A 13,940-nucleotide genomic window follows, 5' to 3' on the forward strand; every position below is an offset into this window, starting at 1 on the left:
GCTTTGCACGCAGGAGGTCAGGAGTTCGATCCTCCTTGGCTCCACCAACCACTCATCAATCGCTGAAAGCTCAGAAACGAGCATTTCCTGAAGGCAACGGCCCCAGTGAATGCTGATTTCTGGTCTTTGCGCCAGATTCGTTCTTTAAAAATTCGGGTATGTGATAGAAGTAGACTGATCGATTGTTTCACTGCAATCGATGAGGTCAAGGTAAATTTGCGAGTTCAAGCGCGAATTTTCGGCGAATGTCGTCTTCACCCCATCCAGGCAAGGCCGCGAGGCCGCAGATTGCTTGGGGTTATATGGTCAAGTGAAGAAGCGCATACGGTGGATGCCTTGGCAGTCAGAGGCGATGAAAGACGTGGTAGCCTGCGATAAGCTTCGGGGAGTCGGCAAACAGACTGTGATCCGGAGATCTCTGAATGGGGAAACCCACCCAGCACAAGCTGGGTATCTTGTACTGAATCCATAGGTGCAAGAGGCGAACCAGGGGAACTGAAACATCTAAGTACCCTGAGGAAAAGAAATCAACCGAGATTCCCTTAGTAGTGGCGAGCGAACGGGGACTAGCCCTTAAGCTTGCCTGATTCTAGTAGAAGGCTCTGGAAAGTGCCGCCGTAGTGGGTGATAGCCCCGTATACGAAAGGATCTGGCAAGTGAAATCGAGTAGGACGGCGCACGTGAAACGTTGTCTGAACATGGGGGGACCATCCTCCAAGGCTAAATACTCCTGACTGACCGATAGTGAACCAGTACCGTGAGGGAAAGGCGAAAAGAACCCCGGAGAGGGGAGTGAAATAGAACCTGAAACCGTATGCGTACAAGCAGTGGGAGCCCACTTTGTTGGGTGACTGCGTACCTTTTGTATAATGGGTCAGCGACTTATATTCAGTGGCAAGCTTAACCGAATAGGGGAGGCGTAGCGAAAGCGAGTCTTAATAGGGCGTTTAGTCGCTGGGTATAGACCCGAAACCGGGCGATCTATCCATGAGCAGGTTGAAGGTTAGGTAACACTGACTGGAGGACCGAACCGACTCCCGTTGAAAAGGTAGCGGATGACTTGTGGATCGGAGTGAAAGGCTAATCAAGCTCGGAGATAGCTGGTTCTCCTCGAAAGCTATTTAGGTAGCGCCTCGTGTATCACTGCTGGGGGTAGAGCACTGTTTCGGCTAGGGGGTCATCCCGACTTACCAAACCGATGCAAACTCCGAATACCGGCAAGTGTCAGCACGGGAGACACACGGCGGGTGCTAACGTCCGTCGTGAAAAGGGAAACAACCCAGACCGTCAGCTAAGGTCCCAAAGTCCTGGTTAAGTGGGAAACGATGTGGGAAGGCTTAGACAGCTAGGAGGTTGGCTTAGAAGCAGCCACCCTTTAAAGAAAGCGTAATAGCTCACTAGTCGAGTCGGCCTGCGCGGAAGATGTAACGGGGCTCAAACCAGGCACCGAAGCTACGGGTTCATCTTCGGATGAGCGGTAGAGGAGCGTTCTGTAAGCCTGTGAAGGTGAGTCGAGAGGCTTGCTGGAGGTATCAGAAGTGCGAATGCTGACATGAGTAACGACAATGGGTGTGAAAAACACCCACGCCGAAAGACCAAGGGTTCCTGCGCAACGTTAATCGACGCAGGGTGAGTCGGTCCCTAAGGCGAGGCTGAAGAGCGTAGTCGATGGGAAACGGGTTAATATTCCCGTACTTCTGGTTACTGCGATGGGGGGACGGAGAAGGCTAGGCCAGCTTGGCGTTGGTTGTCCAAGTTTAAGGTGGTAGGCCGAACACTTAGGCAAATCCGGGTGTTCAAGGCCGAGAGCTGATGACGAGCCTTCTTTTACGAAGGCGAAGTGGTTGATGCCCTGCTTCCAGGAAAAGCCTCTAAGCTTCAGGTAATCAGGAACCGTACCCCAAACCGACACAGGTGGTTGGGTAGAGAATACCAAGGCGCTTGAGAGAACTCGGGTGAAGGAACTAGGCAAAATGGCACCGTAACTTCGGGAGAAGGTGCGCCGGTGAGGGTGAAGGATTTACTCCATAAGCCCATGCCGGTCGAAGATACCAGGCCGCTGCGACTGTTTATTAAAAACACAGCACTCTGCAAACACGAAAGTGGACGTATAGGGTGTGACGCCTGCCCGGTGCCGGAAGGTTAATTGATGGGGTTAGCGCAAGCGAAGCTCTTGATCGAAGCCCCGGTAAACGGCGGCCGTAACTATAACGGTCCTAAGGTAGCGAAATTCCTTGTCGGGTAAGTTCCGACCTGCACGAATGGCGTAACGATGGCGGCGCTGTCTCCACCCGAGACTCAGTGAAATTGAAATCGCTGTGAAGATGCAGTGTATCCGCGGCTAGACGGAAAGACCCCGTGAACCTTTACTGTAGCTTTGCACTGGACTTTGAGCCTGCTTGTGTAGGATAGGTGGGAGGCTTTGAAGTGGGGACGCCAGTTCCCATGGAGCCATCCTTGAAATACCACCCTGGCATGCTTGAGGTTCTAACTCTGGTCCGTCATCCGGATCGAGGACAGTGTATGGTGGGCAGTTTGACTGGGGCGGTCTCCTCCCAAAGAGTAACGGAGGAGTACGAAGGTGCGCTCAGACCGGTCGGAAATCGGTCGCAGAGTATAAAGGCAAAAGCGCGCTTGACTGCGAGACAGACACGTCGAGCAGGTACGAAAGTAGGTCTTAGTGATCCGGTGGTTCTGTATGGAAGGGCCATCGCTCAACGGATAAAAGGTACTCCGGGGATAACAGGCTGATACCGCCCAAGAGTTCATATCGACGGCGGTGTTTGGCACCTCGATGTCGGCTCATCACATCCTGGGGCTGAAGCCGGTCCCAAGGGTATGGCTGTTCGCCATTTAAAGTGGTACGCGAGCTGGGTTTAGAACGTCGTGAGACAGTTCGGTCCCTATCTGCCGTGGACGTTTGAGATTTGAGAGGGGCTGACCTTAGTACGAGAGGACCGGGTTGGACGAACCTCTGGTGTTCCGGTTGTCACGCCAGTGGCACTGCCGGGTAGCTATGTTCGGAAAAGATAACCGCTGAAAGCATCTAAGCGGGAAACTTGCCTCAAGATGAGATCTCACTGGAGCCTCGAGCTCCCTGAAGGGCCGTCGAAGACTACGACGTTGATAGGTGGGGTGTGTAAGCGTTGTGAGGCGTTGAGCTAACCCATACTAATTGCCCGTGAGGCTTGACCATATAACACCCAAACAATCTGGCCGACCGGAAGGATCGGCACAGCGGGTGAGGTCGAAGCCGACTAAACCGAAAATCCGGCTGAACCGCAAAGCCACCGAGACACAGACATCACATGCCCGATTCGGGATGGCGCCGCAACGCGACATCCCAACCGAATTGCTTGACGACCATAGAGCGTTGGAACCACCTGATCCCATCCCGAACTCAGCAGTGAAACGACGCATCGCCGATGGTAGTGTGGGGTTTCCCCATGCGAGAGTAGGTCATCGTCAAGCGCCTATTGCAAACCCCCGAGCCAGCCATGGCTCGGGGGTTTTCTATTTGGCCAGCCTTCGGGCATCGCCTGACCTTATTATTAAGGTGGCCCTTAAATAGACGTCTAGTTAGACTTCAGGCATGGAAAAGATCGACGCCCGCAAACTGACCGCAGACGGTCGTAAGCTGTTTCGCCAAAGTCGAGGAACTGGCCTCAGTCACCGGTGTGCATCCGACCACCATCAAGACCTGGCTGGCCCGTGCCAAACGCGAGGACGCGCAAGCCCTGGAGGAAAAGCGTCGGGGGCGCCCGGTGGGCGCCTGCCGCAAGCTGACGCCGGCCGACGAGCAGTGGCTGCGCGAGCAAATCGTCGAGCAAACCCCGCAGCAGCTGCAGTTGCCGTTTGCCCTGTGGACGCGCCCGGCCATCAAGGCGCTGGCCAGGGAACGCCTCGGGATCGAGCTGCAGGACCGGTTGATCGGCAAATACCTCAAGCGCTGGGGGTTCACGCCTCCGCGTCCCGTGAAGCGGGCGCAGGAGCAGCGGCCGGAGGACATCGAGCGCTGGCTGGAGCAGACCTACCCCCAGGTCAAGGCGCGCGCCGACGCCGAAGGGGCGGTGATTCACTGGGGGGACGAAACCGCGGTCAAGAAGGATGCGAACTGGATACGCGGCTACGCCCCCAGGGGCCAGACGCCGGTGCTGGCGACGCCCACTCGTTGGCACAAGCTGTCGCTGATCTCCGCGATTTCGCCCCGTGGTGAAGTGGCCTTCCAAATCGTCGAAGGCAGCATCAACGCGCTGCGCTTCATCGACTTCCTGGGTCGCCTTGTGGAGGGGGCAGCGCAGAAGATCTTCCTGGTGGTCGATAACCTGCGCGTCCACCATGCCAAGGTGGTCAGCGAGTGGCTCAGTGACAAGCAGGGCAAAATCGAACTGGTGTTCCTGCCGCCCTATGCGCCCGAGTCCAATCCCGACGAGTACCTGAACCGGGATTTCAAGACGGCGCTGCGCAGTGGCCCGGTCAGCCATGACAAGGCCAGCCTGCTGGACAAGGCGATGGCTTTCATGAACACACTCGGCACCTTGTCCGACAAGGTCATGGCCTATTTCCGGCATCCTGCAGCACGCTATGCCATGGCGTGAATTTAAGGTTCATCGCATTTTCCCGGGAAAGGCGGCCTTGATTTTCAGGAAAAAGTAATCGGAGTCCCTGAAGCCATAGGCCATGCGCTTGATCACCTTGATCCGGTTGTTCACCCCCTCCAGCAGGCTGGTGTGCATGTGGAATCGTGCGCTGGCGAGGATGCCCCGGGCATAACGCTGGAGGTTGCGGGCAAAGCGCTGTAGCGGCGCCAAGCCGCTCTCCCGTGCATGCCTTAGCCAGGCTCGCCAGCGCCGCCAGCCCTCCCGTACGCTGGGCGCGTACCAGACCTCCTTCAACGCATCCTTGAGCACATAGACCGTGGCCAGTGGCTGGTTGGCTGCCAGCAACTCCTGCAGTCGAACAGCATGATCCTCCTTCAGGTTCTCCCGGTTGCGCAGCAGCAGCCAACGACTCTGCTTGACCACTTGGCGAGCGGGCTTGTCATGGCGCAGGGCATTGGCCTGGTCTACCCGGATGCGGTCGATCACGTCGCGTCCGTAGCGGGCGACCACGTGGAACAAGTCGTACACCACCTCGGCACTGAGGGCAGTGCTGTTTCACTTCCAGATCGAAGGCCGTGTTCATGTCCATCGCCACGGCTTCGATCTGCTGGCAGCGCTCGCCGAGTTGCTCGAAGAACGGGCGTATGGCCTTGCGGCTGTTGCCCAGGCCGACCCACAGGACGCGGGTACGTTCGGCATCCATGATCACCGTCGCGTAGCGATGGCCTTTGTGCAGAGCAAACTCGTCCATCACCAGACGGCGCACATCGCCCGGTTCGAAGGTGCCGAACGCCGCTTGCAGCCGCCGCTTGTCCAGCGTCTTGAGGGTGTGCCAGTGCAGCCCGGTGAGCCGGCTGACATGGCTGATGGGCAGCAGCTGCAGCAGGCTTTCGATCCAGGTGCACAGCCGGCGGGTCAGCCGCGAAGCCGGGGCCAGCCAGGAGATGGGTTCGGTAACTCGCCCACACGTCAGGCAGTCCACTCGACGCACGGGGAGTCGCAGCTGGACGCGCTGATCGAGCAGATCCCGGTCGCGAACGAGGCGAATGCGTCGGTCATGGACCAGGGGGCTGGGCTGCTGACAGCGACCACAGCGTGGCAGGTCGGCCGCTCGAGGTTCGAGGGTCAGCGTAAGGGTGTTTTCGGCGGAGTGGCTGCAGGCTACGACGTCGTAGCCTGGCCAGAAAGCAGCAAGATCAATAGGATGCACGATGACAGCAGGGGGCAGGCGTTGGTGTGTTTGGCGACTGCCAATTTACCTGCTTCCCTGTCTGTCAATCCGCTCTTCCCCACGATCCCGCGAAGAACCGAATTTAAGGGCCAGATTAATAATCTCACCCTGTCAGGATCTGATGCGAAAGGGCTTTATAAACCCACCTTCAAATATAAAGACCCACCAATGCTGTGCTCCCGATTCTTTTCTGGAGCGTAAGCAATGGGATGGACTCCTCCTCATCCCACTCGGCGCCAATGCCTCATCTTCAAATGAGATAAAGGCCTGACGATGCTGTGCTTCCCTCATTTTCTGGAGCCAGCAACCATGATGTGGCCCGACGCCAAGGTCGAAAGTCTATCTAGTCCTGGCTACTCGTAGTATAGGCAGTTGCCAAGAAGCTCCCCTGCCTCGTCTATCCTTTCTCCATCCACACGCCTTAGTCGGGGACACCATGCCCGCTTTCGCCCGTTGTCTGCGCCGGGCCTTGGCGCTGATGTTGCTGCTGGCCGCGTTGCCGGCTCCCGCCGTCCCCCCGCCGGTCACGGTGCTGACGGTGGATGGGGCGATCGGTCCGGCCAGCGCCGACTACCTGATCCGCGGTCTGGCACGAGCTGGGAAGGAGGGCGCGCAGCTGGTGGTGATCAACATCGACACCCCCGGCGGGCTGGACACCTCGATGCGCTCGATTATCAAGGCGATCCTCGCCAGTCCCGTGCCGGTGGCCAGCTACGTCGCGCCGAGCGGCGCGCGGGCAGCCAGCGCCGGCACTTACATCCTCTATGCCAGCCATATCGCCGCCATGGCGCCAGGTACCAACCTCGGCGCGGCGACCCCGGTACAGATCGGCGGCCTGCCCGGCACGCCGCCGCAGCAGCCGGGCCGGCCGCCGGCAGAGGACAAGGATGACAAGACCGGCAAGGCGCCGGCGCCCGGCGGCGAGCCGGCCGACGCCCTGAGCCGCAAGCAGATCAACGACGCCGCCGCCTACCTCCGCGGCCTCGCCCAGTTGCGCGGGCGCAATGTCGAGTGGGCCGAGCAGGCGGTGCGCGAGGCGGTTAGCTTGTCCGCCTGGGAAGCCCTGGAGCTGAAGGTGATCGACCACCAGGCGGCCGACCTGCCGGATCTGCTGCGCCAGGTCGACGGCAAGCGCTACGCGGTGGCCGAGGGCATGGTGACCCTGCAGACCGCCGGTGCCGAGCTGGTCCACCATGCACCGGACTGGCGCACCCGGCTGCTGGCGGTGATCACCAATCCCAGCGTGGCGCTGATTTTGATGATGCTCGGTGTCTACGGGTTGTTCTTCGAGTTTTCCAGCCCGGGCTTCGGCCTCGGTGGGGTACTCGGCGGCATCTGCCTGATCCTCGCCCTCTACGCCCTGCAGCTGCTGCCGGTGAGCTACGCCGGAGTCGGGCTGATCCTGCTCGGCATCGCCTTCATGGCGGCCGAGGCCTTCCTGCCCAGCTTCGGCGTGCTCGGCATCGGTGGGGTGGCGGCCTTTGTCATCGGCGCGCTGATCCTGATCGATACCGAGGTGCCCGGCTTCGGCATCCCGCTGCCCCTGATCCTGACCTTGGCTGTCGTCAGCGCCGGGCTGATCGCCGTCATCCTCAGCATGGCGATGAAGGCACGCCACCGTGCGCTGCAGGGCGGCGACGCCGGGCTGGTTGGCAGCCTGGCGGCGGTGAGCGCGGTCGAGGCCGGTGACCCGCTGGCCGGCTGGGTGCAGTTGCAGGGCGAGCGCTGGCAGGTGCGCAGCCCGCAGCCGCTGCAGCCCGGCCAGGTGGTCCGCGTGGTGGCCCGCCAGGGGCTGCTGCTGGAGGTGGCGGCGGCCGAGCAACCTACTCCACGAGGAGACTGACATGGGCTTCGAACTGAGTTTTGGTTTCATCCTGGCGCTGCTGGTGGCGCTGCTGCTGTCGGCGTTCCGTATCCTGCGCGAGTATGAGCGCGGCGTGGTGTTCCAGCTCGGCCGCTTCTGGAAGGTCAAGGGGCCGGGGCTGATCATCCTCATCCCGGGCGTCCAGCAGATGGTGCGGGTCGACCTGCGGACCATAGTGCTGGACGTGCCGACCCAGGATGTGATCTCTCGCGACAACGTCTCGGTGAAGGTCAACGCGGTGATCTACTACCGGGTGCTCGATGCGCAGAAGGCGATCATCCAGGTCGAGGACTACCACGCGGCGACCAGCCAGCTGGCGCAGACCACCCTGCGCTCTGTGCTCGGCAAGCATGAGCTGGACGACATGCTGGCCGAGCGCGAGCGGCTCAACGCCGACATCCAGCAGGTGCTCGACGCGCAGACCGACGCCTGGGGCATCAAGGTAGCCAACGTGGAGATCAAGCACGTCGACCTCGACGAGTCGATGATCCGCGCCATCGCCAAGCAGGCCGAGGCCGAGCGCGAGCGGCGGGCCAAGGTGATCCATGCCGAGGGCGAGCTGCAAGCCTCGGAAAAGCTCATGCAGGCCGCGGAAATGCTCGGCCGCGAGTCCGGCGCCATGCAGCTGCGCTACATGCAGACCCTCGGCGCCATCGCCGGCGACAAGAGCTCGACCATCGTCTTTCCGATGCCCATCGAGTTGCTGCCGCTGCTCAAGGAGCGCGAGAAGAAGGTCTGAGCGCACGGGCTGCCTTCGCCGGCAGGCTGCCGGTTTTCCTGCGACACTGAAAAGGCAGGTCCAGACAATCGAGGAGTCGGATTGCTGGACGACAGCCGTCGAGGAACGACAGGCAATGCCCGCCGGGCGAGGAGACTGCCATGCGCATCGGGATACCCACGGAACTCAAGAACCACGAATACCGGGTCGGCCTGACGCCGTCCTCGGTGGCCGAGCTGACCGCCCTTGGCCACGAGGTCTGGGTCGAGAGCCAGGCCGGCGCCGCCATCGGCTTCGCCGACACCGACTACCGGGCCGCTGGGGCGCACATCGCCACGGATGCCGCGGTGCTCTACGAAACCGCCGAGCTGATCGTCAAGGTCAAGGAGCCGCTGGCCGAGGAGCGCGCCCGCCTGCGCCCGCACCATACCCTGTTCACCTACCTGCACCTGGCCCCGGACCGGATGCAGACCGACGACCTGCTGGCCAGCGGCGCCACCTGCATCGCCTACGAGACGGTCAGTGACGCCCAGGGGCGCCTGCCGCTGCTGGCGCCGATGTCCGAGGTCGCCGGGCGTATGGCGATCCAGGCCGGCGCCCATTGCCTGGAAAAGGCCCAGGGTGGGCGCGGCGTGCTGCTCGGTGGGGTGCCCGGGGTGCCGGCCGGCAAGGTGGTGATTCTTGGCGGCGGGGTGGTGGGCAGCCAGGCGGTGGCCATGGCCGTCGGCCTGGGCGCGGACGTCACCGTGCTGGACCGCAGCCTGGACGCCCTGCGCCGGCTGGATGCCCAGTACGGCAACCGCATCGCCACCCTGCACGCCACGAGGGCGGCGGTGTACGAACAGGTGCTGGCGGCGGACCTGGTGATCGGCGCGGTGCTGGTCCCCGGCGCGGCGGCACCCCGACTGATCAGCGCGGCGATGGTCGCGCGGATGAAGCCCGGCGCGGTGCTGGTGGACGTGGCCATCGACCAGGGCGGCTGCGCCGAGACCTCGCGCCCGACCACCCATGCCGAGCCGACCTTCGTGGTCGACGGGGTGGTGCACTATTGCGTGGCGAACATGCCCGGCGCGGTGGCGCGCACCTCGACCCTGGCGCTGAACAACGCGACCCTGCCGTTTGTCGTCGCCCTGGCGGAGAAGGGCGTGCGCGGCGCCCTGGAGGACGACCCGCACCTACGCAATGGTCTCAATGTGGCCCGCGGCCAGCTCACCTGCGCCAGCGTGGCCGAGGCCCACGGCCTGCCGTACCGCAACGCCGCCGAGCTGCTGGCAAGGTTGTGAGCGGTGCGCTGGCGATCCGGTGGGAGCAGCCTTGGCCGCAATGTGAGACATCACCAAGGTTTTGCGGTCAAGGCCACCCCCATATCAAGAGCATCGCGCGGGCGGTCGGTTGACTTGTGAACCAGCCAGTCCTAAATTCGCCCCATGAACCGTGGACGCCCCCGTACCTTCGATCCGGAGCAGATGCTCGAACAGGCCATGCAGGTGTTCTGGCAGTGCGGCTATGAAGCCACCTCGCTGCAGGACCTGCTGGCGGCGACCGGCCTGTCGAAGAGCAGCCTGTACCAGACCTATCCGAGCAAGCGCGCGCTGTTCGAGGCGGCGCTGCGCCATTACTGCGCCCAGCGCCGCCGCGAGCTGTGCGAGCGGCTGCAGGCGGCGGTCTCGCCGCGCGAATTCCTGCGCAGCTGGCTGCTCTGTGCCCTGGAGGCGGAGCGCGCCGGCGAGACGCCGCGCGGCTGCCTGCTGGTCAATGTGGCCAGCGAGTTCTCCCAGGCCGATCCGGAGATTGCCGCCTTGCTGCGCAGTGGCATCGAGGGGCTGCGTCAGGTACTGGGCGAAGCCCTGCTGCGCGCCCAGGCCTGCGGCGAGCTGGACGCGTCGGCCGATGTGCCGGCGCTGGCCGGCTATCTGCTGTGCGTGATGAGTGGCCTGCGCATCCAGCGCAAGGCGGGAGCCTCGGCGGAGATGCTGCATGCGGCGATCGAGGTGGCCTTGGGCTGCCTCCGGTGATGGTTTGCCTGTTTTTGGACCGGTAAGTCCCAATCGAAGGAGATGGACATGCGCGAACTGTACGAACTCTGCGGAACCGCCCCCGAGGTGGTGTTCTCCCCCTACTGCTGGCGGGTGCGCCTGGCCCTGGCGCACAAGGGGCTGGACTTCGTCAGCCGCCCGGTGCGCTTCACCGACAAGGAAGCCCTGGCCTTCTCCGGCCAGAAGCTGGTGCCGGTGCTGCGCGATGGCGAAACCACGCTCCACGACAGCCTGGCGATCTTTCGCTATCTCGACGAGCGGTACCCCGGGCACAGCCTGCTCGGCGGCGCGTCGGGCGAAAGCCGCCTGCGGCTGATCGACCAGCTGATCGCCCAGGACCTGCGCCCGGCGCTGTTCCGCCTGCTGGTGCTGCGCATTCAGGCGTGCATCGACCCGGCTGACCGCGACTATTTCCGGCAGAGCCGCGAGAAGAGCCTGGGTATGTCGCTGGAAGCCTTCGCCGACCGCGAGGCCGGGCAGGCGCAGCTGGCACGGGCGCTGCAGCCGCTGAACGCGCAGCTGGCCGGGCACCGCTGGCTGGACGGGGCGGCACCGGGTGGCGCCGACTACCTGATCGGTGGCTTCTTCTTCTGGGCCTGGAGCCTGGGCGAGCAGCCCTGGCCCGAGGATTCTCCGGTCGGCGCCTGGTTCCGCCGCCTGCTGGCCTTCTGCGAGGAACGCCTGGGGCCGGTGCAGCGCGCCGCCGCCATCTGAGGAGGACACGCTGATGATCGATCTCTACTACTGGACCACCCCCAACGGTCACAAGATCACCATCTTTCTGGAGGAAACCGGGCTGGACTACCGCCTGCGCCCGGTGCACATCGGCAAGGGCGAGCAGTTCGCCCCCGAATTCCTGAAGATCGCCCCGAACAACCGGATTCCGGCCATCGTCGACCAGGCCCCGGCCGACGGCGGCGGGCCGCTGGCGCTGTTCGAGTCCGGCGCCATCCTCGAATACCTGGCCGACAAGAGCGGGCGCTTCCTGCCCAGGGAAACCCGCCCGCGCTTCCAGGTGCTGCAGTGGCTGTACTGGCAGATGGGCGGGCTGGGGCCGATGGCCGGGCAGAACCACCACTTCGTCCGCTACGCGCCGGAGCCGATTCCCTATGCCATCGAGCGCTACGTGAAGGAGACCGCGCGCCTGTACGGGGTGCTAGACCGCCAGCTGCAGGGCCGCGACTACGTGGCCGGCGACTACTCCATCGCCGACATGGCGATCTACCCCTGGGCCAAGCTCTGGGAAGGGCAGCGCCAGCGCCTCGAGGACTTCCCGAACATGGCCGCCTGGCTCGAGCGCATGGCTGCGCGGCCGGCGGTGCAGCGCGCCTACGCCATGGCCGAGCAGGTCAACGCCGACCCCGGCGCATTGCTCACCGACGAGGCGCGCCGGCTGCTGTTCGGTCAGGGACGCTGACTCGGGGACGCCGAGGGTTTCAGCCCGGCCGGTAGGCCGGGTGCGGCGGCAGCTCGTCGTCAGCCCGCTGGATGCGGCTGCGTCCGCCGGCCTTGGCCCGGTACATCGCCTGGTCGGCCTCGCGCAGCAGTTTTTCGTGGCTCTGTCCGCGGCAGATGCTGATGCCGATGCTGGCACTCAGGCTGACCTGCGCATCGCCCAGCTGCACCGGCTGGCTGAGCGAGTGGAGGATGCGCTCGGCCAGGGCCTGGGCCTGTTGCTCGGAGCCGATGGCCTCGCAGACCAGCACGAATTCGTCGCCGCCCAGGCGGGCGACCAGGTCGGTGGTGCGGGCGCTGGCCTGCAGGCGGCCGGCGACCTGCAGCAGCAACTGGTCGCCGGCGGCATGGCCGTGGCGGTCGTTGATCGCCTTGAAACCGTCGAGGTCGATCAGGATCAGGGCGAGCAGCTCCTGCTTGCGCTGGGCGCGCTGCCAGGCCTGGGTCAGGCGCTGGTTCAGGCCGATGCGGTTGGCCAGGCCGGTGAGCGGGTCCTGCAGGGCCATGGCGCTGAGGCGCGCGTTGGCCTCGGCGAGGGCGGCGGTGCGCTCGGCGACCCGCCGCTCGAGCACGCGCTCCTGTTCCTGCAGGGCCTTGAGAGCCTCCTGCTGGCTGCGCAGGACGGCCTCGCGGGCTTCCAGCTTGAGGCGCTTGAGCTCGCTCAGACGCGCTGCCAGGCCGAAGGAGAGCAGCAGCATCTCCAGCGCCGAGCCGAGCTGGACGCTGTTGGCGGTGAACAGGTTGCTCGGCAGCAGGGTGAAGTTGCGCAGCGCCATGAGCAGCGCTCCGCTCATCAGCGTCAGCTCGGCGAGCACGAAGATGCGCGCCCCCGGCGAGTCCCGCAGCAGCCCGGCCAGGCCGCAGCCGAGCAGCAGCAGGATGCCGCCGATGCTGGTCAGGGAGAGCGTCTGCAGCGCTCGGTCGACCGGCAGCAGCAGCGCGCCCAGGACCACGCCGAAGTGCAGGGCGCAGGCCTGGCCGAGCAGGCGGTGCCAGTGCGGCAGGGCGTGGCGGGTATCGAGGAACTCGCGGGTGAACAGGGTGCCCAGGGCCACGGCGAGGGCGAGGAACAGCGGCAGGAGGCGATTCTCCAGCTCACTGCCGGCGGTCCACAGGTACTGGGCGCCGAGGCCCGAGTGGGCGAGCATGCCGCCGCCCAGGCTGGCGGCGAACAGCACGTAGAGCAGGAAATTGCGCTCACGCAGGGCGAGGAACAGCAGCAGGTTGTAGCTGCACAGGGCGACCAGCATGGCCATGTAGCTGGTCTGCACCATCAGGTTCAGTCGGCTGTGGCGGGCGAAGGCGGCGCTTTCCCAGAGTTGCGCGTCGAGGGTCAGGGTGCCGCTCGACTGGGCGCGGAAGAACAGGCTGCGCTGCTCGCCGGGGGCCAGGCGCACGGTGAAGGCCGGCGACAGGTGGGCGCTGTCGCGTCGTGCGGCGGGCACCTGGTCGCCGCCCAGCAGGGGCTCGTCGGCGGCGCCGAACAGCTCGATGCGGTCGAGCGAGGGATAGACGAATTCGATCTGCCAGTCGCGGACCTCCGCCGCGCGCGACTCGAGGTCCAGACGCAGCCAGACGATGTCGCGGGTGTAGCCGAGGTTCAGGTCACGGCGCTCGGCCAGCGGGGCGAACGCCCGGCCACCGGCCATGATGTCCCCGGCCTGCAGCGTGCCAGCAGGGTCACGCAGCAGCTGCAGGTGGGGACGCAGGTCCACGGACCGCTCGCTGCCGTCCAGCTGCAGGGCAGCCGGCTCGTCCGACTGGCTGGCGGCGACCGGCGGCGACCCGCAAAGCAGGGTCAGCAGCACGGCCAGGCGCGCGCCGATCCGCCAGCGAGGGAAGGTGCCGCCCATTCCATTCGGGGGCTGGCCCCCGCGTGCTGACAAAGCCATCAACGACTCGCTTCCCTGACTCCTCAAGGCTGGATCGACCGTCGGGCGGAGCCGGGGCCTTGCTGGCATCGCCAGGGGCGCTTCCGTGGGCTTCGCCGAACCCTCACCAGCAGTGAAGAACGGAACGGCCTATCTCGCCAGTC

General features: G+C 64.1%; 8 protein-coding genes, 1 tRNA gene, 2 rRNA genes and 1 pseudogene (1 of these 12 only partly in view). 10 read left to right on the forward strand and 2 right to left on the reverse strand.

Annotated features, from left to right (window positions below; genetic code table 11):
* The 4 genes from ACG10_RS02915 to ACG10_RS02930 form a co-directional block, all read left to right on the forward strand.
* Positions 1 to 47: transfer RNA gene (locus tag ACG10_RS02915), tRNA-Ala, on the forward strand; it begins 29 nt to the left of the window's first position.
* A gap of 257 nt (positions 48 to 304) precedes the next feature.
* Positions 305 to 3,196, forward strand: a 23S ribosomal RNA gene (locus ACG10_RS02920).
* 159 nt (positions 3,197 to 3,355) lie between these two features.
* A 5S ribosomal RNA gene (gene rrf / locus ACG10_RS02925) occupies positions 3,356 to 3,471 on the forward strand.
* A 206-nt stretch (positions 3,472 to 3,677) separates the two neighbouring features.
* Positions 3,678 to 4,598: an IS630 family transposase gene (locus ACG10_RS02930; protein WP_198319006.1), complete on the forward strand. Its 921-nt coding sequence runs from the start codon at positions 3,678 to 3,680 to the stop codon at positions 4,596 to 4,598.
* 9 nt (positions 4,599 to 4,607) lie between these two features.
* Here the strand turns inward: ACG10_RS02930 and ACG10_RS02935 are convergent.
* Positions 4,608 to 5,811: pseudogene (locus ACG10_RS02935) on the reverse strand (ISL3 family transposase).
* Positions 5,812 to 6,268: 457 nt separating this feature from the next.
* Between ACG10_RS02935 and ACG10_RS02945 the strand changes: the two are divergent.
* The 6 genes from ACG10_RS02945 to ACG10_RS02970 all read left to right on the forward strand — a co-directional run bounded on the left by ACG10_RS02945 (position 6,269) and on the right by ACG10_RS02970 (position 11,867).
* Positions 6,269 to 7,675, forward strand: coding sequence for an NfeD family protein (locus ACG10_RS02945; RefSeq protein ID WP_089167063.1), 1,407 nt, complete (start codon positions 6,269 to 6,271; stop codon positions 7,673 to 7,675).
* A gap of 1 nt (position 7,676) precedes the next feature.
* Complete coding sequence (locus tag ACG10_RS02950) at positions 7,677 to 8,435, forward strand: slipin family protein (protein WP_039801663.1); 759 nt, start codon at positions 7,677 to 7,679, stop codon at positions 8,433 to 8,435.
* 140 nt (positions 8,436 to 8,575) lie between these two features.
* Positions 8,576 to 9,697 (forward strand): alanine dehydrogenase, encoded by a 1,122-nt coding sequence (gene ald, locus ACG10_RS02955; protein ID WP_089167064.1) that lies wholly within the window; start codon positions 8,576 to 8,578, stop codon positions 9,695 to 9,697.
* Between the two features lie 144 nt (positions 9,698 to 9,841).
* Positions 9,842 to 10,429 (forward strand): TetR/AcrR family transcriptional regulator, encoded by a 588-nt coding sequence (locus ACG10_RS02960; protein WP_039801667.1) that lies wholly within the window; start codon positions 9,842 to 9,844, stop codon positions 10,427 to 10,429.
* A gap of 48 nt (positions 10,430 to 10,477) precedes the next feature.
* Positions 10,478 to 11,164: a glutathione S-transferase family protein gene (locus ACG10_RS02965; RefSeq protein WP_232487175.1), complete on the forward strand. Its 687-nt coding sequence runs from the start codon at positions 10,478 to 10,480 to the stop codon at positions 11,162 to 11,164.
* A gap of 13 nt (positions 11,165 to 11,177) precedes the next feature.
* A complete protein-coding gene (locus ACG10_RS02970) occupies positions 11,178 to 11,867 on the forward strand; it encodes a glutathione S-transferase N-terminal domain-containing protein (protein ID WP_089167066.1) in 690 nt (229 codons plus the stop codon).
* A 19-nt stretch (positions 11,868 to 11,886) separates the two neighbouring features.
* On the opposite strand, the gene ACG10_RS02975 is transcribed toward ACG10_RS02970, so the two are convergent.
* Positions 11,887 to 13,758, reverse strand: coding sequence for a diguanylate cyclase (locus ACG10_RS02975; protein WP_232487176.1), 1,872 nt, complete (start codon positions 13,756 to 13,758; stop codon positions 11,887 to 11,889).
* Positions 13,759 to 13,940: the final 182 nt, after the last annotated feature.

The sequence above is a fragment of the Azotobacter chroococcum genome (assembly GCF_002220155.1).
Classification (GTDB): Bacteria; Pseudomonadota; Gammaproteobacteria; order Pseudomonadales; family Pseudomonadaceae; genus Azotobacter; species Azotobacter chroococcum.

Coding starts and splice junctions, on each gene's coding strand:
- ACG10_RS02945 (WP_089167063.1), top strand. CDS start 6,269: ATGCCCGCTTTCGCCCGTTGTCTGCGCCGGGCCTTGGCGCTGATGTTG.
- ACG10_RS02950 (WP_039801663.1), top strand. CDS start 7,677: ATGGGCTTCGAACTGAGTTTTGGTTTCATCCTGGCGCTGCTGGTGGCG.
- ald (WP_089167064.1), top strand. CDS start 8,576: ATGCGCATCGGGATACCCACGGAACTCAAGAACCACGAATACCGGGTC.
- ACG10_RS02960 (WP_039801667.1), top strand. CDS start 9,842: ATGAACCGTGGACGCCCCCGTACCTTCGATCCGGAGCAGATGCTCGAA.
- ACG10_RS02965 (WP_232487175.1), top strand. CDS start 10,478: ATGCGCGAACTGTACGAACTCTGCGGAACCGCCCCCGAGGTGGTGTTC.
- ACG10_RS02970 (WP_089167066.1), top strand. CDS start 11,178: ATGATCGATCTCTACTACTGGACCACCCCCAACGGTCACAAGATCACC.
- ACG10_RS02975 (WP_232487176.1), bottom strand. CDS start 13,758: ATGGGCGGCACCTTCCCTCGCTGGCGGATCGGCGCGCGCCTGGCCGTG.